Origin of the sequence: Dokdonella sp. (assembly GCF_051958935.1) — a bacterium.
GTDB lineage: Bacteria > Pseudomonadota > Gammaproteobacteria > Xanthomonadales > Rhodanobacteraceae > Dokdonella_A.
In genome coordinates this window covers 1-17,335 of sequence record NZ_JBQCFP010000154.1, presented here as the reverse complement: position 1 = coordinate 17,335, position 17,335 = coordinate 1, and the positions used below count along the sequence as shown (strand labels likewise).

Annotated in this window: 21 protein-coding genes; 8 read left to right on the top strand and 13 right to left on the bottom strand. The window is 69.9% G+C overall.

The window, feature by feature from the left end:
• Positions 1-391, top strand: a 391-nt coding sequence (locus tag ACTHK2_RS14770; RefSeq protein WP_440246478.1) for a hypothetical protein, incomplete at its 5' end; no start/stop codon positions are given.
• Positions 392-394: 3 nt separating this feature from the next.
• Here ACTHK2_RS14770 and ACTHK2_RS14765 read toward each other — a convergent pair.
• From ACTHK2_RS14765 to xrtH, 9 genes are all read right to left on the bottom strand, one after another.
• The gene (locus tag ACTHK2_RS14765) at positions 395-883 is read right to left on the bottom strand and encodes a GNAT family N-acetyltransferase (protein ID WP_440246477.1); all 489 of its coding nucleotides are present in this window, start codon (positions 881-883) and stop codon (positions 395-397) included.
• A gap of 31 nt (positions 884-914) precedes the next feature.
• Complete coding sequence (locus ACTHK2_RS14760) at positions 915-1,256, bottom strand: YbjQ family protein (protein ID WP_440246476.1); 342 nt, start codon at positions 1,254-1,256, stop codon at positions 915-917.
• Positions 1,253-2,794, bottom strand: coding sequence for an ATP-binding response regulator (locus tag ACTHK2_RS14755; protein WP_440246475.1), 1,542 nt, complete (start codon positions 2,792-2,794; stop codon positions 1,253-1,255). The genes ACTHK2_RS14760 and ACTHK2_RS14755 overlap by 4 nt, the downstream gene beginning before the upstream one ends.
• Positions 2,791-3,291, bottom strand: a complete 501-nt coding sequence (locus tag ACTHK2_RS14750; RefSeq protein ID WP_440246474.1) for a Rab family GTPase — start codon at positions 3,289-3,291, stop codon at positions 2,791-2,793. The genes ACTHK2_RS14755 and ACTHK2_RS14750 overlap by 4 nt, the downstream gene beginning before the upstream one ends.
• Positions 3,288-5,102 carry a hypothetical protein gene (locus ACTHK2_RS14745; protein WP_440246473.1) on the bottom strand — a complete coding sequence of 605 codons (1,815 nt, stop codon included), beginning with the start codon at positions 5,100-5,102 and terminating at the stop codon, positions 3,288-3,290. Before ACTHK2_RS14745 ends, ACTHK2_RS14750 begins: the two co-directional genes overlap by 4 nt.
• A gap of 22 nt (positions 5,103-5,124) precedes the next feature.
• Entirely contained in the window at positions 5,125-5,676 is a 552-nt protein-coding gene (locus tag ACTHK2_RS14740; RefSeq protein WP_440246472.1) for a hypothetical protein, read from the bottom strand.
• A gap of 157 nt (positions 5,677-5,833) precedes the next feature.
• Positions 5,834-6,532 (bottom strand): response regulator transcription factor, encoded by a 699-nt coding sequence (locus tag ACTHK2_RS14735; protein WP_440246471.1) that lies wholly within the window; start codon positions 6,530-6,532, stop codon positions 5,834-5,836.
• 47 nt (positions 6,533-6,579) lie between these two features.
• Positions 6,580-6,783 (bottom strand): dodecin family protein, encoded by a 204-nt coding sequence (locus tag ACTHK2_RS14730; protein ID WP_131999836.1) that lies wholly within the window; start codon positions 6,781-6,783, stop codon positions 6,580-6,582.
• A 76-nt stretch (positions 6,784-6,859) separates the two neighbouring features.
• Positions 6,860-7,354 carry an exosortase H gene (gene xrtH, locus ACTHK2_RS14725; protein ID WP_440246470.1) on the bottom strand — a complete coding sequence of 165 codons (495 nt, stop codon included), beginning with the start codon at positions 7,352-7,354 and terminating at the stop codon, positions 6,860-6,862.
• A 111-nt stretch (positions 7,355-7,465) separates the two neighbouring features.
• On the opposite strand from xrtH, the gene ACTHK2_RS14720 reads away from it, so the two are divergent.
• The 3 genes from ACTHK2_RS14720 to ACTHK2_RS14710 all read left to right on the top strand — a co-directional run bounded on the left by ACTHK2_RS14720 (position 7,466) and on the right by ACTHK2_RS14710 (position 9,773).
• Positions 7,466-8,014 (top strand): shikimate kinase, encoded by a 549-nt coding sequence (locus tag ACTHK2_RS14720; RefSeq protein WP_440246469.1) that lies wholly within the window; start codon positions 7,466-7,468, stop codon positions 8,012-8,014.
• Positions 8,011-9,081 carry a 3-dehydroquinate synthase gene (gene aroB / locus ACTHK2_RS14715; RefSeq protein ID WP_440246468.1) on the top strand — a complete coding sequence of 357 codons (1,071 nt, stop codon included), beginning with the start codon at positions 8,011-8,013 and terminating at the stop codon, positions 9,079-9,081. The genes ACTHK2_RS14720 and aroB overlap by 4 nt, the downstream gene beginning before the upstream one ends.
• Positions 9,082-9,227: 146 nt before the next feature.
• Positions 9,228-9,773, top strand: a complete 546-nt coding sequence (locus tag ACTHK2_RS14710; protein ID WP_440246467.1) for a hypothetical protein — start codon at positions 9,228-9,230, stop codon at positions 9,771-9,773.
• Positions 9,774-10,016: 243 nt separating this feature from the next.
• Here ACTHK2_RS14710 and ACTHK2_RS14705 read toward each other — a convergent pair whose 3' ends face one another.
• Complete coding sequence (locus ACTHK2_RS14705; RefSeq protein WP_440246466.1) at positions 10,017-12,422, bottom strand: TonB-dependent receptor plug domain-containing protein; 2,406 nt, start codon at positions 12,420-12,422, stop codon at positions 10,017-10,019.
• Positions 12,423-12,651: 229 nt separating this feature from the next.
• Here ACTHK2_RS14705 and ACTHK2_RS14700 point away from each other — a divergent pair, with 229 nt between their 5' ends.
• Positions 12,652-12,912 (top strand): WGR domain-containing protein, encoded by a 261-nt coding sequence (locus ACTHK2_RS14700; RefSeq protein ID WP_440246465.1) that lies wholly within the window; start codon positions 12,652-12,654, stop codon positions 12,910-12,912.
• Between the two features lie 88 nt (positions 12,913-13,000).
• A complete protein-coding gene (gene hemE / locus ACTHK2_RS14695; RefSeq protein ID WP_440246464.1) occupies positions 13,001-14,071 on the top strand; it encodes a uroporphyrinogen decarboxylase in 1,071 nt (356 codons plus the stop codon).
• Between the two features lie 139 nt (positions 14,072-14,210).
• Here the strand turns inward: hemE and ACTHK2_RS14690 are convergent, their stop codons facing one another.
• Together ACTHK2_RS14690 and ACTHK2_RS14685 are read right to left on the bottom strand one after the other, a co-directional pair.
• Complete coding sequence (locus ACTHK2_RS14690) at positions 14,211-15,347, bottom strand: hypothetical protein (protein WP_440246463.1); 1,137 nt, start codon at positions 15,345-15,347, stop codon at positions 14,211-14,213.
• Between the two features lie 128 nt (positions 15,348-15,475).
• Entirely contained in the window at positions 15,476-15,988 is a 513-nt protein-coding gene (locus ACTHK2_RS14685; RefSeq protein WP_440246462.1) for an SET domain-containing protein, read from the bottom strand.
• Positions 15,989-16,097: 109 nt separating this feature from the next.
• Between ACTHK2_RS14685 and ACTHK2_RS14680 the strand changes: the two genes are divergently transcribed.
• Complete coding sequence (locus ACTHK2_RS14680) at positions 16,098-16,781, top strand: ribonuclease T2 family protein (protein ID WP_440246461.1); 684 nt, start codon at positions 16,098-16,100, stop codon at positions 16,779-16,781.
• Positions 16,782-16,805: 24 nt separating this feature from the next.
• Positions 16,806-17,033, top strand: a complete 228-nt coding sequence (locus ACTHK2_RS14675; protein WP_440246460.1) for a hypothetical protein — start codon at positions 16,806-16,808, stop codon at positions 17,031-17,033.
• Between the two features lie 52 nt (positions 17,034-17,085).
• On the opposite strand, the gene ACTHK2_RS14670 is transcribed toward ACTHK2_RS14675, so the two are convergent.
• The coding region (locus ACTHK2_RS14670; RefSeq protein ID WP_440246459.1) for a hypothetical protein at positions 17,086-17,335 on the bottom strand (250 nt) is incomplete at its 5' end.

Sequence of the window (17,335 nt, the reverse complement as noted above, 5' to 3'; positions counted from 1 at the left end):
GGCGCCGACGGCCGCTGGACGCGGCGCATGCTGTTCCCCTGACACGATGCGCCTGGTGCCGGTCTACCGCATCGCAGTCTACGTACCGGTCGACCATGTGGAGCGTGTCGTCGATGGCGTCTGCTCGGTCGACGACCTGCGCATCGGCGACTACGCGCATTCGGCGTGGATTTCCGCGCCGTCGATCGAACAGTTCCGTCCACTCGCGGGGGCGAACCCGACGCTCGGCGGCATCGACGAACTCGTGCGCGCGCCGAGCGTCCGGGTCGAGTTCTGCATCCCACGCGACGACGCGCGACTGCGGCGCCTGATCGAAACGGGCATCCGGCCGAACCATCCGTGGGAAGTGCCGGCGATCTTCGTCGACGAATCGTCGATGCCAATGTCCTGAGCGTCAGTCGAGCGCGGCGACCTGCATCGAAACCTGCTTGCCGCCGAGCCACTGGCGCCCCGCTTCGACGAAGCCGTGCCGCGCGTGGAATGCACGCGAGGGTTCGTTGGGCGGCACCCGATTGAACTCGCAGGCGACGAGCGGGATCGCGTGCGCGCGCGCCCATGCGAACAGGTCCTCGTAGAGCAGCGAGCCGAGGCGCCGCCCCTGCCAGCGCGCGCCGACGACGATGCGGTCGACGTAGCAGAAGCGCGCGTAGCGCGCGGCGAACCACGCGTAGTTGTCGTTGCGGTACGCGGCGCCCTCGCGCATCGCGAGCAGGAACGCAGCGACCTCGCCGTCGACGACGGCGACGCGGTGGCGGGCAGCGAGCGCGGCGAGCACGCCGAGGCGCGCGCCGTCCATCGCGCTCGTGTGGCGTACTTCGGCCGCGTTGAGCGCGACGATCGCGTCGTGGTCGCCGGGGCGCGTGTCGCGCAGCAGGATCGTCATGCCGCGATCATACGCGAGCACCCGCCGGCACTCAGCGCGCCGGTTCGACCATCACCGCCGTGCCGTACGCGAGCACCTCCGTCACGCCCTGCGCGATCTCGTTCGCGTCGTAGCGCATGCCGATCACCGCGTTCGCGCCGAGCTGCGCCGCGTGCTCGAGCATGAGATCGAACGCATCGCTGCGCGCGCGCTCGCACAACTCGGCGAACAGGCTGATATTCCCGCCGACGAGCGTCTGCAGCGCCGCGCCGATGTTGCCGATGACGCTGCGCGAGCGCACGGTGATGCCGCGCACGACGCCGAGACTCACCGCGACGCGATGCCCGTGCAGGTCGTTCGCGGTCGTCACCATGCTGCGATCCACTCGTTTCATGTCGCCTCCTTCGCGCCTTCCCCGACCGCGCGCCGCACGACGGCGACGAAGCGTTCGAGGTTGAGCGGCTTGGTCAGGTAATGGTTGGCGCCGGCCCGGAGCGACGCGTCGCGCGCGCCGGTCGTCGCGTTGGCGGACAACGCCACGATCGGCCCGCGGTATCCTTGTGCGCGCAGCCGATACACCGCGGCATTGCCGGAAAGGCCGGGCAGTTCGACGTCCACGAGCAGCAGGTCCGGCGCCTCGTCCATCGCGCGCGCGATCGCTGCCGCGGCGTCGCCGAGCACCTGCACCTCGAAGCCGAGATCTTCCAGCAGCACCTCGAGCAGTTGCGCGACGTCCGCGTCGTCGTCGACGACGAACGCGCGTTGGCCGCCGAGCTTGGACAACGTGTCGGCGGCGGATGCGACCAGCGATATCGAGGGCAGCTCGATGCGGAAATGCGTGCCCTGCCCCGGCTGCGATTCGAGCGCGAGCGAGCCGTGCATCTGGTCGACGAGCCGGCGCACGATGCTGAGGCCGAGCCCGGCGCCCCTGCAACCGGCCTGCGCGCCGCGGTTGAACGGCTTGAACACCTGGCCGACGAACTCGGGCGCGATGCCGATGCCGGTGTCACGCACGTCGAGGACGAGGCGGCGATCACGCCACTCCAGCGAAAGACCGATCTCCCCGCGATGCGTATAGCGCACCGCATTGGACAACAGGTTGACGGCGATCTGGCGCAACTTTACCTCGTCGAAGCGCGGCGTGGCCACCTCCGCGTGCGCGAGCGTCACGCGGAAGGCGATGCCCTTCGCCTCGGCCAGCGGAGCGAACATGCCTTCGAGGTCGGCGAGCAGCGCACCGAGGTCGACCTCGACCGGGTTGAGCAGTGCGCCGGTGGCTTCGCCGCGACCGTACTCGAGCAGGTTTTCGGCGAGCGCGAACAGGTAGGTCGCGCTGCGACGCACCGCCTGCAACGCCTGCAGCGACGCCGCGTCACCGGCCGCGCGGCGCTCGGCCAGGTGCAGGTAGCCGAAGATCGCCGTCAGCGGCGTGCGGAACTCGTGGCTCAGGGTCGCGATCAGCGCGTTCTTCAACGCATTCGCCTCCTCGAGGCTGCTGCGCTGGCGGCCGAGTTCGTCGCGGATGTCCTTGAGCTGGCCGATCGCCTTGGATTTCGCGTGGCCCGCGATCACCGCCTCGTGGACGAGCTGCTGTTGCACGCGCTGCTGCGAACGCGCTTCCTCCGCATCGAGCAGCAGCACATGGAAGCCGTCGCGATCGGCGACGAGGTGCACGTGGGCGCTGCGCCCGTTGGCGAGTTCGACGAACGGGATGTCCTGGTCGCCATCGAGCGGCAAGCCGACGAACAGGTCCTGCAGGGGCCGCAGGCCGTCGCGAGCCTCGGGCTCGAGGCCGTAGAACGCGGGGTCGCCCTGCAGGCCGAGCAGGCGCCATCCTTGTGCGAAGCTGAGCAGCAGCAGGTGCGTGCGATCGAGCAGCACCGCGCGCAGGTAGGCCTGGACGGCCGGCGGCCAGGTCGCATCGACGATCATCCGGCCAGCCTCCGCGCGAGCTCCGAGAACGCCTCCTCCACGCCCGCGCCGGACAGCGCGCTCGTCTCGAACACCGGCAGGCTGCGCCGCAATTCGGCCAGCGTCGTCGCTGCCACCTCCCAGCGCTCGATGAGATCGAGCTTGTTGACCGCGAGCACGGCGATCGCGTCGGGCAGCGTATCGCGCGACTGCATGAGCAGGTTCAGGGCGGAACTCAGGCTCGTTTCGCGGGTGCCGTCGGCGACGAGCAGCAACGCGGCCGCGCCGCGCAGGTAGGTCGTGCTCGGCGCATCGAGCGTGCTGCGCCCCGCGATGTCCCACAGGACGAGCTTGAGCGGATCATGCCCAGGCCTTGCGATCTCCTTGCTGTCGACCTTGACGCCGACGGTCGTGAGGTACTTGTCGGAGAACGTGCTGCGCACGTAGCGCGCGACGAGGCTGGTCTTGCCGACGCCGAAATCGCCGAGCATGCATACCTTGTACGTGGCCGGGTTCATCGTTGCACCTCGCGCACGATCACGCGCAGTTCGGCGCCGCGCCGGTCCGGCGCGTCGGCCACCCCGGCGGCATCCGCGACGCGCACGCCGGCGATGCCGCGCGCCGCGAGCGCGCGTTCGAGCCATTGCGCGCGCTCCGCGCGCAGGCGTGCATTGGTCTCGTCGAGGCCGCTGTCGTCGTTGCTGCCGTAAGCGACCGTCTCGACGTCGAGCCCGGCCGCCGGGGCGAGCACGGCGTTGCGGCGCAACGACGCCGCGAGGTCGTCGACGATGGCGTCGGCGCCCTCCACCGGTTGCGCATCCTGCACGAACGGCACGTGGCGCGCCTCGAGCCCGGCGATGATGCGCGTGATCTGCGCGCGTGCATCCGCCGCGGCGTCGCCCGCGGGCGCGAGCGAGGATTCGACGCGCGCGACGCCGGCGATCAACGCCGCCCGTTCGAGCGCATCGTCGATCCATGCTTGCGGCGCGACGCCTGAAAGGCGCAACACGCGCTCGTGCACGGTCAGCGCAACCGACGCCGGAGGAGCGAGCAGTCGCGTCGCGCGCCGAACGACCGCGGCGTCGTCGGCCGACACGTACGCGCTCGTGTCCAGCCGCGGCACGGCCGGGCCGAGGTCGGCGTGCGCGAGCAGCGCATCGAGCGGCTCCGAATCCGGATCGAGCAGGCCATGCACGGTGAGCGCGCGCCACGGCCTCGCATCGATGCCGGTGAGCACGAATCCCGGATGCGCGACGAGGCGCGCGCGCAACGCGTCGACGCGCTCGTTCCAGCGCCAGCGCTGCCAGGCGAACCCAGCCAGCAGTGCGCAGGCGAGCAGCGCGATGACCAGCAGCGGCAGGCGCGACGGCGCGCGCGTGGTGGCCGGCGCGGTCACCTCGTCGGTGTCGCGCAGCAGCGATGCCGGATCGAGCAGTTCGCGCACTTCCACCTTGTCGCCAATCGAGCGCGACGCATCGTCCGGCGACGCGAGCAGGCGCGCGTGGATCTCCTCGAGCCGCTGTTCCATGAGCGAACGCAGCTGCGCCGGCGGCACGCCGTGCACGAAGCAGGCGAGATTCGCGCGCGGCCCATGCTCGATCCAGACCAGGTGCTCGCCGACCTGCGCCGATTCGAGCGCGCCGCCGCTGTCGTCCCCGACCGAATCGTCGACGAAATCGCCGAGCGCGGTGAGCATGCCCGCGATCGCATCGGCGTCGAGCGGCGCCACGCCGGGTGCCGATGCATGGTGCAGCACCAGGCCGCTCGCGCGCTCGATCAGGAACACATGGTCGATCCCGTAGGCGAGCCGGTGCTTGAGCACGACCTCTGCATACGGCACGCCCCCGCGCCAGGCCTCGAACCGCCACTTGAGCCCGCGCACCGTGAAGCTGCTCTCGATCGCGCCGTTGAGGTTGGCGACGAAGGCGCGCAGCGCCTCGGCGATCGACTTGCGAATCATCGGCCCGAGAATCGGGAACAGCGCGTCGACGAGGCCCTGGCGGTGCTTGTGAACCGCCTCGCCGAGTGCCTGCGCGACCGGTTCGGACAAGGCGGCGGCGACGCGCGGATTGCCCCGCTCGTTGCGCAGCGCCTCGACCGCCGCGCCGGGCAAGCGGACCGGCAGTTCGCGCTGCGCGCGTTCGAGTTCGGCGATGCGCTCGCGCGCCTTTGCGAGTTCGCGTCGCTCGTCGCCAAGCAGCAGCTCGCGCAGGCGTTCGAGATCGTCGACCGATGCCGATTCGTGCAACGTCGGCTCGGCGACGGTACCGCCCACGACGGCCGGCATGGCGGGACGGCCGCCGAGGTCGCCGATTCCGGAGCTGGTCATCGCCGCGCTCCCGCCCGGCCGCCTACTTCGGCGACGGCAGGTCGAAGTCGCCGCGCAGCCGCAGCGCGAATTCGGTCAGCAAGGCGGCGAGGTCGTCGCGGCCGACCTTTTCGGCGCGCAGTTGCGCACCGGCACGCGCGAGCGCCGAATCGGCCTCGCCGACGCGCGCGTTGAAGCTCGCGCCGAGTTCGCCGATCGCGCCACGCAGGCGCTCGTCGCTTTGCGCGATTTCGCGCGCGAGCGCCTCGAGTGCCTTGTTGACCTCGCCTCGCGCGGTGCGCGCGGACTGCTGCAGGCGCGACTCGAGGTCGTCGATCGCGCCGTTGCGGTCCTCGATTTCCTGGCGCACGAGCTTGCCAAGCTTGTCCAGCTGGTCGTCGAGGCGCTTGTCGATCTGCGCGAGGCGCTTGTCCTGCGCCTCGCGCAGGCGCGCGAGCTCGGCCTCGAAGCGCTGGTTCAGGTCCTGAAAGCGCCGCTCGTAGTCGCGCATCTGGCCGCCGAACAGGATGTCGCGGATCTGGTCGACGTTGCGGTCCGCGCCGCCGTCCGCGGCGGGTTTCTTCGGATCTGCCATGATGGTGCTCCTGGTCTGCGTGCGGGCCGCCATCGCCCGCCGCGCGGGCGCCGACCGCTTCGGCGGGTCGGCCTTCCGGCGTGGGCTCCGTTTTCCTGCGGTGGCCATCGCGAACTCCCGGTGTATGGCGGCGCGCCGCGCCGGCGCGTCGGCCGGCTCAGATCTGCTCGAGCCGATAGCCGTGCTGGTAGATAGCGGCGAGGCGCCAGCCATGCTCGCCGCTGAGTTCGAGCTTCTTGCGCAGCCGGCTCACGTGCGTGTCGACCGTGCGCGTCGACACGGCCGAGCTGAGATTCCATACGTTCTCCAGCAGCGCGTCGCGGCTGACGATGCGGCCATGGCGACGGAACAGGAAACTCGCCAGGTCGAACTCGCGCTGGGTCAGCTCGACGTCGCGGCCGTCGACGCTGATGCGGCGGCGGCGCGCGTCGAGCGAGTACGGCGCGAGCTCGATCGTCTCGATGGCCTCGGCATCCGCACCATGGCGGCGCAGGACCACGCTCACGCGCGCGATCAGCTCGCGCCGCTTCGGCGGCTTCACGACGTAGTCGTCTCCGCCGCTGGCGAGGCCGCGGACGATGTCGTCCTCGCTGTCGCGCGCAGTCAGGAACACCACCGGCAGGCGGGAGTTGGGCGAGGAACGGATGCCTTCGATGACTTCGATGCCGCTGCCATCCGGCAGCATCCAGTCGAGCAGGAGCAGGTCGACCGCCTCGCTGCCCTGGCGCCGGCGATATTCGCCGACGCTGCGGAACAGGCGGGTGGTGTAACCGGCCTCCTCCAGCCACTGACCGACCAGTGCCGCCATGTCCTGGTCATCCTCGAGCAATCCGACTACCAGACCGAGTCTGTTCATGGCGGTGGCGTCGTGCGCGGCGGCGGGCGCTCCTTCGGCGAACCGGGTCACTCGACGACGAAGTTCACGCGCATGTTGACGCGCCACTCGGTGATCGCACCGTCGTCGCCGGTGACGACCTTGATTTCGTTCACCCAGGCGCCGCGGATGTTCTTGACCGTCTGCGAAACCTTGCGCAACCCCTGCTGTACCGCATCCTCGATGCCCTTGGGCGACGAGACACTGAGTTCGATGACCTTGGCGACGGACATGGCGGGACTCCTTGTGGGAGGGCGGCCCCACTATAGCAAAGCTGCGCGCGGTCGCGACACGCCGCCGCGGCGCGGCTCAGGTGGGTTCGTCGCGCGCGCGCGGCAGGTAGCGCAGCCATACCAGGAACACGACCAGCGCATCCAGCACGATCAGGGCCGACCAAAGATACAAGTGGAACCAGTCGAACCAGACGCGGTTCCACTGGCCGAGGTAGAACAGGCTGATGATTCGCACGAGGTTGAGCAGTTGGATCGCCACGAAACCGATGCCGATGCCGGCCAACCGGTACTTCCACGGCGCCGGGAAGGCGAGCATGGCCGAGACGAGGATGATGACCGCCTCGACGCCGTTGCAACCGCGCTCGATCGAGATCGCGAAACCGTTGCGCGTGCTCTGCAGCACCTTGCCATAGGACACGACATGCGCATCGAACAGGCCGACCAGCCAGACGCTGACCTTGGCCACCCCCGCGGTGAACGGCTCGATCACGTGCTGCTCGACCGGATGCATCAGCTCGGCGACGAACAGGACGCCGAGGATGGCGACGAACAACAGCATGAAACGGAGCATGGCGGAAAGGCGGGCGTCGTGGGCGGCTCGGCGCCGCGTGCCCGCGGATTCTACCGGCCCGGGGCCGCACGCGCGCGCCTGCGCGAGCGCCGCCTTTGCTAGCATTCGTGCATGAATCCCGCACCCAGCCTGTTCCTGGTCGGTCCGATGGGTGCCGGCAAGACCACCGTCGGGCGCCTCATCGCCGATCTCTTCCGCATGCCGTTCATCGATCTCGACCATGAGATCGAATCGCGTACGGGCGCGGCCGTCGGACTCATCTTCGAGCTCGAAGGCGAAGCGGGCTTTCGCCGGCGCGAACGCGCGATGCTCGACGAGATCGCCATGCGCCACGGCATCGTGCTCGCCACCGGCGGCGGCGCGGTGCTCGCGCCGGAGAACCGGCGCACGCTGCGCGAGAACGGCTTCGTGATCTGGCTCGACGCGACCGTCGATGCGCAGCTCGCGCGACTCGCGCGCGATCGGCAGCGGCCGCTGCTGCAGGCTCCCGACCGCCGCGAGCGGCTGGAGAGGCTCGCGATGGAACGCAACCCGCTGTACGCCGACGTGGCGGACCTGCGCCTCGCGTCGACCGGCGTCGGCAACAGCACGCACGCGGCGCACGACCTGCTCGACCTGCTCGAGGCGCGCTGGCAACGCGGCAACCCGGAGGCTGCATGATCTCGCTCGACGTCGCGCTCGGGGAGCGCAGCTACCCGATCCATGTCGGCGCCGGCCTGCTCGCCGACGCGCCGCTGTGGCGCAGCGCGATCGGCAGCCGCCACGTGCTCGTGGTCAGCAACGAGACCATCGCGCCGCTGTACCTCGCCCGCGTCGAGGCAAGCCTGCGCGGCCATCTCCATGCGAGCCTCGTGCTGCCCGACGGCGAAGCGCACAAGACCCTGGCGACCTGCGCGCGCGTGTTCGAGGCGCTCGCCGCGCTCGGCGCCCATCGCGACGCGACGATCCTCGCGCTCGGCGGCGGCGTGATCGGCGACCTCGCCGGCTTCGCTGCCGCGTGCTGGATGCGCGGCATCGGTTTCGTGCAGATGCCGACCACCCTGCTCGCAATGGTCGATTCGTCGGTCGGCGGCAAGACCGGCGTGAACCTGCCCGCGGGCAAGAATCTCGTCGGCGCCTTCCACCAGCCGCGCGCGGTGATCGCCGACACGACGACACTGGCGACGCTGCCCGAACGCGAATATCGTGCCGGACTCGCCGAAGTCGTGAAGTACGGCGCGATCGGTGATCCCGCCTTCTTCGCCTGGCTCGAACGCCACGCCGATGCCCTGAACGCGCGCGACGGGGGCGTGCTCGCCGAAGCCATCGCGGCGAGCTGTCGCCACAAGGCCGGCGTGGTCGCACGCGACGAGCACGAGCAGGGCGAGCGCGCGCTGCTCAACTTCGGCCATACGTTCGGGCACGCGCTCGAATCAGCGACCGGCTACGGCACCCTGCTGCATGGCGAGGCGGTGGCGATCGGCATGCTGCTCGCCGCGCGGCTGTCGGCCGATCTCGGCCGCGCATCGCGCGACGACGCACAGCGTCTCGCGCATCTGCTCGCGGCGTTCGGCCTGCCGACGGCGGCGCCGACGGTCGATCCGGAACGCCTGCTGTCGCTCATGCAGCTCGACAAGAAGAACCTCGGTGGTCGCTTGCGGTTGATCCTGTGGCGGGGGATCGGCGCTGCCGACATCGTCCCGGACGTCGAGGCGGAGGCGATCCGCGGCGTGCTTGCACCGTCCTGAGGTTCGCGCGATGCAACGTGCCTGGCTCCTGCGCCGGGAGCCGTCCATTTGTTCGCATCGGGCACCATCACCCCTGACTTCCGGATGTTGACGCCGTGCCGGCGTGCGCTAGTGTTCCGGCCCATGCCACAAGGAAGCCGTGATCCATGAAGAAGACCTTCGTTCGCCTCGTCGTCCTGCTCGCCGTCGTCGCGAGCGGCGCCACGCTTGCCGCTTCGATCGCGGACGGGTTCGACCGCGTGCTGCCGGGTGACTGGCGCTCGATGCTGCTCAAGGCCAAGCGCGCCTACGAAGGCAAGCGTTACGACGAGGCGTTCGCCGCGTTCCAGCGCACCGCGTGCGCGGGCGACAAGGAAAGCCAGTCCGCGCTCGGCCGCATGTACCTGCTCGGCCAGGGCACGGCGCGCGACGATCTCACCGGCTACGCCTGGCTCAAGGTCGCGGCCGAGGTCAACCAGCGCGGCTATCACGCGATCGTCGAGAAGATGGAGGACGCGATGCGGCCGGAACAGCGCCGCATCGCCGATGCCGAAGCGCGCCGCCTCATCGACAACTACGGGCTGCGCGCGACCAACATGAGCTGCAACCTCGCCGCGACGCAGGGCGGACACATCCTCGACAGCGTCGTCTGCGCACCGCGCGAGGATGGGCCGAATCTGTTGCTGAAGCGGTGTGTGGCGGAGGTGCGGTGAGGCGATGGCTGAGCGCTGATGGCTGCGGAACATCGCGGCTGAAGCCGCTCCCACGGGAGCGGCGCTCACCTCCATCCGTTCGCCCTGGGCGCAGGCCGCAGGCCGGAGACGAAGGACCGTTGCCTCGACGCCGGGCGCTTCGACTCCGCCCGCTTCGCGGGCTGCGCTCAGCGCGAACGGGAATTTTCGAAGCGTCGACCGGCCAAGACAGTCGCTCCCACGACTACGTTCCCGCGCCGCGCGTCAGAACCTGTGCGCCAGGCGCACGAACCACGCCGCGCCGTTCAGGCCGAACTGCACCGCTTCGTACTTGAAGCCGTTGTCGGTCTCGTCCGGGTTCTGCGCAGTCGGGAACTTGTCGAGGATGTTCGTGCCGCCGACGGTGAGCTTGGTGTTCTCGCCGAGGCTGTAGGTGAGGCTGACGTCGGCGGACGTCGCCGCGCCGTAGTGCTGGTTCGGCACCGGCGGGCCGGAGAACGTGCCGAGCGTCATGCGGCCGAAATAGATGAGCTTGAGGTTTGCGTCCCAGTCGCCGATCGCGTAGTCGAAGCCGAGCGTCGCCTTCGAGCGCGGCGCGCCGCCTTCGATGAACAGGCGGTCACGCTCGCCGAGCAGCGAATCCTCGCGGCCGACCAGCGACGGCGGTGTGTGCACCTTGCGCACCTTGGTCGTACCGTGGTTGAACGCGAAGAAGCTCTCGAGGCGGCCCTGGCCGAGATCCATTCCATGGCTGATCGTGAGGTCGAGGCCCTGCGTGCGCGTGTCGACCGAGTTGACGAAGAACTGTGCGGAACCGACGCCAAGCTGCTGCAGGATTTCGCCGATGTCGGGATCGGACGTGTCGAAGTACCCGGTCAGCACGATGCGGTCGTCGATGTCGATGCGATAGCCGTCGAGCGTGATCGATAGCGCGTCGGTCGGCTTCCAGGTGAAGCCCGCGGTGACGCTCTGTGCAGTCTCTTCCTTCAGGTTCGGGATGCCGGCCGCGCGCGCGATCGGCCCGCCGTTCGGCGCGAGCACGACGTCGACCGGTTCGCCGCTGATGAAGTCGGTGAAGGTCGAGGAGAACCAGCGCTGCTGCAGCGACGGCGCGCGGAAGCCCGTGCTCGCCGACGCGCGCAGCAGGAACTGGTCGGTCACGCGGAACGCGCCGGCGATCTTGCCGGTCGTGGTCGAGCCGAAGTCGCTGTAGTCCTCGTAGCGCAGCGCCTGGTCGGTCATGAAGCGGTCGGTCCAGTTCGTCTCGACGTCGACGTAGCCGGCCCAGCTGTGGCGGCTCTTGTCGGTCGCGTCGGCTGGCTGGAAGCCGGGAAAGCCCTGGCTGCCCGCGTTGCCGCCGCCGGGACCGTCGGCGTCGATGTACGAGCCGGGTTCGCCTGCGTAGATCTCGTAGTTCTCGTGGCGGAACTCGCCGCCGAACGCGATGTTGACGCCGTGCAGCCAGCCATCGAAGAAGCGCGAGAAATCCAGGTTCGTCGTGGCCTGGGTGAACGAGAAGCCGCCCGCGTTGAATTCGTCCGGACTGATGCCGGGGCCGCCGTGCTCGAGGTCGTAGTTGGCGATCGATGCGTTGAGCGTGTGGCGAATCGTGTCGATGAGTTTGTTGTAGCCCAACGTCTGCGACGCGTCGACGCGCCAGTCGTTCCAGTTCCACCACACGCCCGCGGTGCCGTGGCGGTCCTGCACGTACGGGTCGATGAACGGCACGAAGCCGTCCGGGTACATCGCTTCGGAGTTGCGCGAGGGAATGTCGTCCGAACCGATGCCGCCGCGCGCGAACGCGCCCGAGGAGGCGCTGCGGTTCTGCAGGCCGCCGTCGAAGTAGAAATGCATGCCGTCGCCGAATGGGATGTCGCCGTTGAAGTAGACGGTGCCGTTCTCCACCGCGGTATCGCCGATCGTGCGCGGGTTGTCGGGACCCGAGCGGTTCGAGCGGCCACGGTCGAGGTATTCGCCGGTCAGCGCGACGACACCGTCGTTGCCGACCTGGAATCCGCAGTAAGCCGAGGCGAGCCAGTTCTCGCCGTCGCCGCGCGAGTATTCGCCGTAACCGACGACGCCTTCGCAGCCCTTGCGGCGCTTCAACGCGATGTTCATGACGCCCGCGATCGCGTCCGAACCGTACTGGGCGGCGGCGCCGTCGCGCAGGATCTCGACGTGGTCGATCGCGAGCAGCGGGATCGTGTTGAGGTCGGTGCCGGTATTGCCGCGGTTGCGCGCGCCGAACAGGTTCACCAGCGCGGTCGAGTGCAGGCGCTTGCCGTTGACGAGCACGAGGGTCTGGTCCGAACCGAGCCCGCGCAGGGCGGCCGAATCGACCGAGTCGGCATTGTCGGCGCCGGTCTGGTGGCCGGAAATGAACGAAGGTGCCGTGTACTGCAGCGTCTGCGCGAGATCGAAGTTGCCACCCTGCTCGGCCGCCTTCTGCATCGGCAGCACGTCGACCGGCACGGCCGTTTCGGTGTCCGAAGAACGGTCGTAGCGGCGCGAGCCGAGTACGGTGAGGCCTTCGAGCTCGGTGACCTTGTCGTCGACCGGAGCGCTGGAACCTGCTTGCGGATCCGCCTCGGCGGCGTGCGCGCCGTGCAGGAGACCGATGTTGACGACGGCCGCGGCGATGGCCGCGCCGAGCGAGCGCGAAAGTGCCATGATCCCCTCCCCAGGGTGTCTGTGTGCCGTTCAGCTTAACCGATCCGGCGCCTGCGAAATCAGCCGCGCCGCGCACTCCGCAACGATGATGGAACCGGCGATGCGCTTTTCCTGCCGCCCCGCCCGGATCAAGAAGGCCGTACCCGGCAAGTCGTCGCACTGGCGCGCGGTGCTAACGCCCGCCGCGGCGCAGACGCTACAATCCGCGATGCTCTGATCGCGACGCCCCATGCGCCTCTTCATGCAGACCAAACCCGCCGGCGCGGACGCGCCGCGCTACTACCAGCTCGTGCTGCAGCAGGACCTGCTCGGCGGCTGGACGCTGTTTCGCGAATGGGGCCAGCAAGGCAGCCGCGCGAGCAGCAAGCGCGAGGTCTACCTCGAACGCGATGCGGCGCTGACGGCGTTCGAGCACGCACGCGACGCGCAGCTGCGGCGCGGCTTCCATGTGATGTTCCGCCAGGGCTTCGAAGGGCCGTACGCGCGTTGAGCGCGCCGCCCGTGCCGATTTCCCCGACCGCCGCGCGCGCGCGCCGCCGCGACGGCCCGAACCGCATCCTCCTTCCGTTGTGCAGGCCATGACGACCACTACGCCCGACCACCGCTTCCTGCGCGCGCTGCGCCGCCTACCCGTCGACACGACGCCGATCTGGATCATGCGCCAGGCCGGCCGCTACCTGCCCGAGTACCGCGCGACGCGTGCGCGCGCGGGCAGCTTCCTCGCGCTCGCGCAGACGCCGGAACTCGCCTGCGAAGTGACCCTGCAGCCGCTCGCGCGCTTCCCGCTCGACGCGGCGATCCTGTTCTCCGACATCCTCACGATCCCGGACGCGATGGGCCTGGGCCTGCATTTCGTCGAAGGCGAAGGGCCGAAGTTCGCGCGCCCGCTGCGCAGCGCGGCCGACATCGCGCGGCTCGGCGTACCCGATCCGGAAACCGACCTGCGCTACGTCGTCGATGCGGTGCGCCTGGTTCGCCGCGAACTCGCCGGGCGCGCGCCGCTGATCGGCTTCTCCGGGAGCCCCTGGACGCTCGCCTGCTACATGATCGAAGGCGAAGGCTCGTCGAGCTTCGCGCGCGCGAAGGCGCTCGCGCTCGAGGATGCGCCCACGATGCATCGCCTGCTCGATACGCTCGTCGAGTCGGTCGCACGCTATCTCGCCGCGCAGGCCGCGGCGGGCGCGCAGGCGCTGATGGTGTTCGACACCTGGGGCGGGCTGCTCGCGCCGGCGATGTTCCGCGAGTTCTCGCTGCGCCCGCTCGCGGCGATCGCCGCGCGCCTGAGAGGCGACCCGGCCACGCGCGACGTGCCGCTGATCCTGTTCTCGAAAGGCGCCAACGGCCACCTCGAGGCGCTCGCCGATACGGGTTGCGATGCGCTCGGCGTCGACTGGACGATCGACCTCGGCGAAGCGCGCGCGCGCGTCGGCGCCCGCGTCGCCTTGCAGGGCAACCTCGACCCCGCCGTACTCGCCGCTTCGCCCGAGACGATCCGCGCGCAGGCACGCAAGGTGCTCGATGCGTACGCGGGCGCGCCGGGGCATGTCTTCAATCTCGGCCACGGGATCACGCCGGATATCGACCCGGAGCATGTCGCGGCGCTCGTCGACGAGGTGCATGCGTATCGAGGGTTGGGGGCTGGGGGCTGAAAAGCCTTGCGCGGCGCCAGATCCCCGGCGGGACTCGCGCTGCGCGCTCGACCCGCCCTACGCCTACCCCGGCGCCTCGCATTTCGCGTAGGCGTTGCGCGCGCAGCGCGTGCCGCCGTGGCGAGGCCCAACGCGAAGGCTAGCGGTACGAACGGCCCCAGGGTTTCTTGATGCGGCCCATCAGTGACGGCGTGGGCGGTGCGGCTTCCTGGCGGCGCGCGCGCGGCTGCCACTCGATGTTGCCGATCGCGTCGTGGGCATTGACGAGATTGAACACCTCGGCCATCGGCGCCGACGCGGCCGCCGCGATCTCGTGCAGGCGTGCCGGCTGCAGCATCGCCGAAGCGATGCGGAAATAGCGGCCGAGGTCCTTGTCGATCTCGATCCAGTGCTTGATCTTGTAGGTGCCGCCGGGGTCGAGATGCTTGGCGAGATGACCGTCCGACTGCACGAGCACCTGCAGCCATACCAGGCGCGAATACGCATGCGACTGCTGTTCGGCGCGCACCTCGGCGAGTTCCGCGCCGGTCAGCGGCTGCCAGTCGCACAGCCGCCACTTCGCGCGGCAGTACGGCTCGAGCGCGCCGAGCGCGGCCGGCGCGTGCGCGACCTTGTTCTTGGGATCGAGCACCAGCGGAGGCGCGCCGCCGAGCGCGTACCGCGCCGGCATCGTCAGCAGGGTGCCGTCGAGGTATTCGCGCAGCTCACGCGGTGCGGTGTCGGCGAGCATGCTCTCGCGCGTGGCGTACTTGCGCGCGGGTTCCGCCGGCGGCGCGCGCAGTGGCGGCGCGTCGCGGCCGACCATGTCGCGCAATTCCAGCGGCTGCGGCTGCAGCGCCTCGTCGAGCCCGGCGACCGGAACCTCATGCACCTCCGGCTCGTTCGCCGGCGCTGCCTGCACGCTTTCGCCGAGGTCGCGCGTGTAGAAGTCGTCGGTATGCGCACCGACGTCGGTGCGCGCGACCGCGGGCGTGGCGGCCTGCCGGAGCACGTCGATCACGTTCGCGCGCGTGAGCGGACGGCGCAGCACGAGGTCGGCGCCGTCGACCGGGCGGTCGCTGAACACCGCGCAGCGGATGCCCGCGCCCTGCGCACGCGTGCGCGCCATCTGGCCCGCGAAGGCGTCGACGTCGACGACGACGAGGTCGGCGACGTCTTCGTCGCCCCAGCGCCAGGTCTGGCCGATCTCGTCACCGCACTTGCGCAGCAGCAGCCGCAGATGCGCGACCTCCTGCTCCGACACCCCGACGACCGCAATGGTCCTGCTGTTGCTCACGTGCCCCGATGCCCCCGCAACGATGCTCTCCGCCGTCGCATCCTACGCGTCAAATCGCCGCGCGCACAATCGACCGCGCGGCCGCCGGTCGCGCGATCCGACCGCTCGCGCGTGGCGCGACGGCCCGTTCAGGATCGGGCGCGCTTGGCGGCCTGCTTGCGCGCGCCGGCCGGCTTGCGCTTGGGCTTGAGCAAGGTGCCGCTGCAGCGCGGCGCGCCGCAGCGGCAGGCCCAGATCGCCTTGAGGCGCGGCGTCAGGCGCTCGTCGAGCACGATGCCGTAGTCGTAGGTGAGCTCTTCGCCGGCGCGCAGCGGCCGCAGCGTCTCGATCAGGACGCGATCCTTGCGCGGATCGCCGCCCTCGTCTTCCTCGAGCAGCGCGCGGCAATTCGGCTTGCAGCTGTGGTTGATCCAGCGCGCGATGTTGCCTTCGCTGTTCGCGTCGATGACGTACTTGTCGTTGAGCGTGAACAGGAAGGTGTGGCCGGTGTCGCTCGTGTTGGCGTACAGGCGATCGGCCTGGGCATGGGTGAGGCGCTTGCCCCGGTACTCGATGAGTTCGACGCCCTTGGGGATGTCGACGAGGGCGAAAACGCCATTGCCATGGATCGGCGAGCGGCGGGCGGCGATGCGTCTGGACATGCGAGATTGGGTTTTTGCGGAAATGGAACGGCGATCATAGCGCGTACGCGCGCATGCCGCGGCGGCGACCTCGTGCTAGCGTGCGCGCATCGCATCCGGGAATGACGCCATGACGCCACGCCTCGCCGTGCTGTTCGCCGCCGCCCTGTCCGCCGCAACCTGCAGCGTCGCGTCGGCGCGCCGTTCGCATGCGCCCACGGCGCCGGAGACCGAGGCGGTGTCGGACAGCTCCGGCCGCTACGACTATTACGTGATGGCGCTTTCATGGTCACCGACGTTCTGCCAGACCCACCCCGACGAGGAAGAACAGTGCGGCCACAAGGGCTACGGCTTCGTGCTGCATGGCCTGTGGCCGCAGTACGAGGGCGGCGGCGGCCCGCAGCGTTGCCGCACCGACCAGAAGCCGGACCGCCGCACGGTCGAGACGACGCTCGCGTTCATGCCGAGCCGGCGCCTCATCAACCACGAATGGCACGCGCACGGCAGCTGCAGCGGCCTCCCGCCCTCCGCCTACTTCAGGCTCGCCGACCGCGCCTACGCGACGGTACGGGTACCGGCCGAGCTGAAGGCGCCGGAACATGACCTGTCGATGCGCGCGGGCGACCTGCGCGCAGCGCTCAAGCGCGCCAACCCCGGCCTCGCCGACGACATGCTGAGCCTGCACTGCAGCCAGGGCGACCTGGTCGAGGTGCGCGTGTGCCTCGACAAGAGCCTGGCCCCACGCAGCTGCGGCAAGCGCATGCGCACCGGCTGCCCGGTGTCGGCACCGTTCACGATTCCCGCGTCGCGCTGAACCTGCACGACGATTCCACGCTTCGTGAGGTGCCTGACGGAAACGGACGATGGCCTGGCGACGAAGAACGTGCCCGCCGAAGGCGTGCGGGCCAACCGCGGCGGCGACGCGTCGTCCGCCGGCGCTCGACCTGCCGAATCCGTGCATGGTGCGATCGTGACGATCCTCACCCGTTCCGCGGACACGTGGTCCGCGGTGACCGGTTTCGAGCACGAAGTCGCGCTCGACGAGGGCGCCCCGGCGACGCGGTGACGCCCGCGACGGCAGTCGCCGGCACGCGCGCGAGCGCGGGCCGGCGTTTCGTTCAGTGCGTGCCGAACGTGTAGTGCGCGCTGAGCCAGTACGAACGCGCGGGCATGCGGTAGTACTGCGCATCGCCGAGTTCGCTCTCGGCAACCGCGTCGCGCCGGTCGGACAGGTTGTAGCCGTCCAGGCGCAACTCCCAGCGGTCGAACGCATAGCCGACACCGGCGTCGATCGTCGTGTACGAACCCGCGAGCGCGGTGTTGCGCTTGTTGAACCAGCGTTCGCCGACGGAGTCGGCGACGACGTGC

What these genes read in the sequence shown, in the direction of transcription:
- ACTHK2_RS14685 (WP_440246462.1), bottom strand. Translation starts at nt 15,988, where the DNA reads ATGTCCAGACGCATCGCCGCCCGCCGCTCGCCGATCCATGGCAATGGC.
- ACTHK2_RS14740 (WP_440246472.1), bottom strand. Translation starts at nt 5,676, where the DNA reads ATGGCAGATCCGAAGAAACCCGCCGCGGACGGCGGCGCGGACCGCAAC.
- ACTHK2_RS14730 (WP_131999836.1), bottom strand. Translation starts at nt 6,783, where the DNA reads ATGTCCGTCGCCAAGGTCATCGAACTCAGTGTCTCGTCGCCCAAGGGC.
- ACTHK2_RS14700 (WP_440246465.1), top strand. Translation starts at nt 12,652, where the DNA reads ATGCGCCTCTTCATGCAGACCAAACCCGCCGGCGCGGACGCGCCGCGC.
- ACTHK2_RS14750 (WP_440246474.1), bottom strand. Translation starts at nt 3,291, where the DNA reads ATGAACCCGGCCACGTACAAGGTATGCATGCTCGGCGATTTCGGCGTC.
- hemE (WP_440246464.1), top strand. Translation starts at nt 13,001, where the DNA reads ATGACGACCACTACGCCCGACCACCGCTTCCTGCGCGCGCTGCGCCGC.
- ACTHK2_RS14710 (WP_440246467.1), top strand. Translation starts at nt 9,228, where the DNA reads ATGAAGAAGACCTTCGTTCGCCTCGTCGTCCTGCTCGCCGTCGTCGCG.
- ACTHK2_RS14745 (WP_440246473.1), bottom strand. Translation starts at nt 5,102, where the DNA reads ATGACCAGCTCCGGAATCGGCGACCTCGGCGGCCGTCCCGCCATGCCG.
- ACTHK2_RS14705 (WP_440246466.1), bottom strand. Translation starts at nt 12,422, where the DNA reads ATGGCACTTTCGCGCTCGCTCGGCGCGGCCATCGCCGCGGCCGTCGTC.
- ACTHK2_RS14680 (WP_440246461.1), top strand. Translation starts at nt 16,098, where the DNA reads ATGACGCCACGCCTCGCCGTGCTGTTCGCCGCCGCCCTGTCCGCCGCA.
- ACTHK2_RS14755 (WP_440246475.1), bottom strand. Translation starts at nt 2,794, where the DNA reads ATGATCGTCGATGCGACCTGGCCGCCGGCCGTCCAGGCCTACCTGCGC.
- ACTHK2_RS14765 (WP_440246477.1), bottom strand. Translation starts at nt 883, where the DNA reads ATGACGATCCTGCTGCGCGACACGCGCCCCGGCGACCACGACGCGATC.
- ACTHK2_RS14720 (WP_440246469.1), top strand. Translation starts at nt 7,466, where the DNA reads ATGAATCCCGCACCCAGCCTGTTCCTGGTCGGTCCGATGGGTGCCGGC.
- aroB (WP_440246468.1), top strand. Translation starts at nt 8,011, where the DNA reads ATGATCTCGCTCGACGTCGCGCTCGGGGAGCGCAGCTACCCGATCCAT.
- ACTHK2_RS14760 (WP_440246476.1), bottom strand. Translation starts at nt 1,256, where the DNA reads ATGAAACGAGTGGATCGCAGCATGGTGACGACCGCGAACGACCTGCAC.
- xrtH (WP_440246470.1), bottom strand. Translation starts at nt 7,354, where the DNA reads ATGCTCCGTTTCATGCTGTTGTTCGTCGCCATCCTCGGCGTCCTGTTC.
- ACTHK2_RS14735 (WP_440246471.1), bottom strand. Translation starts at nt 6,532, where the DNA reads ATGAACAGACTCGGTCTGGTAGTCGGATTGCTCGAGGATGACCAGGAC.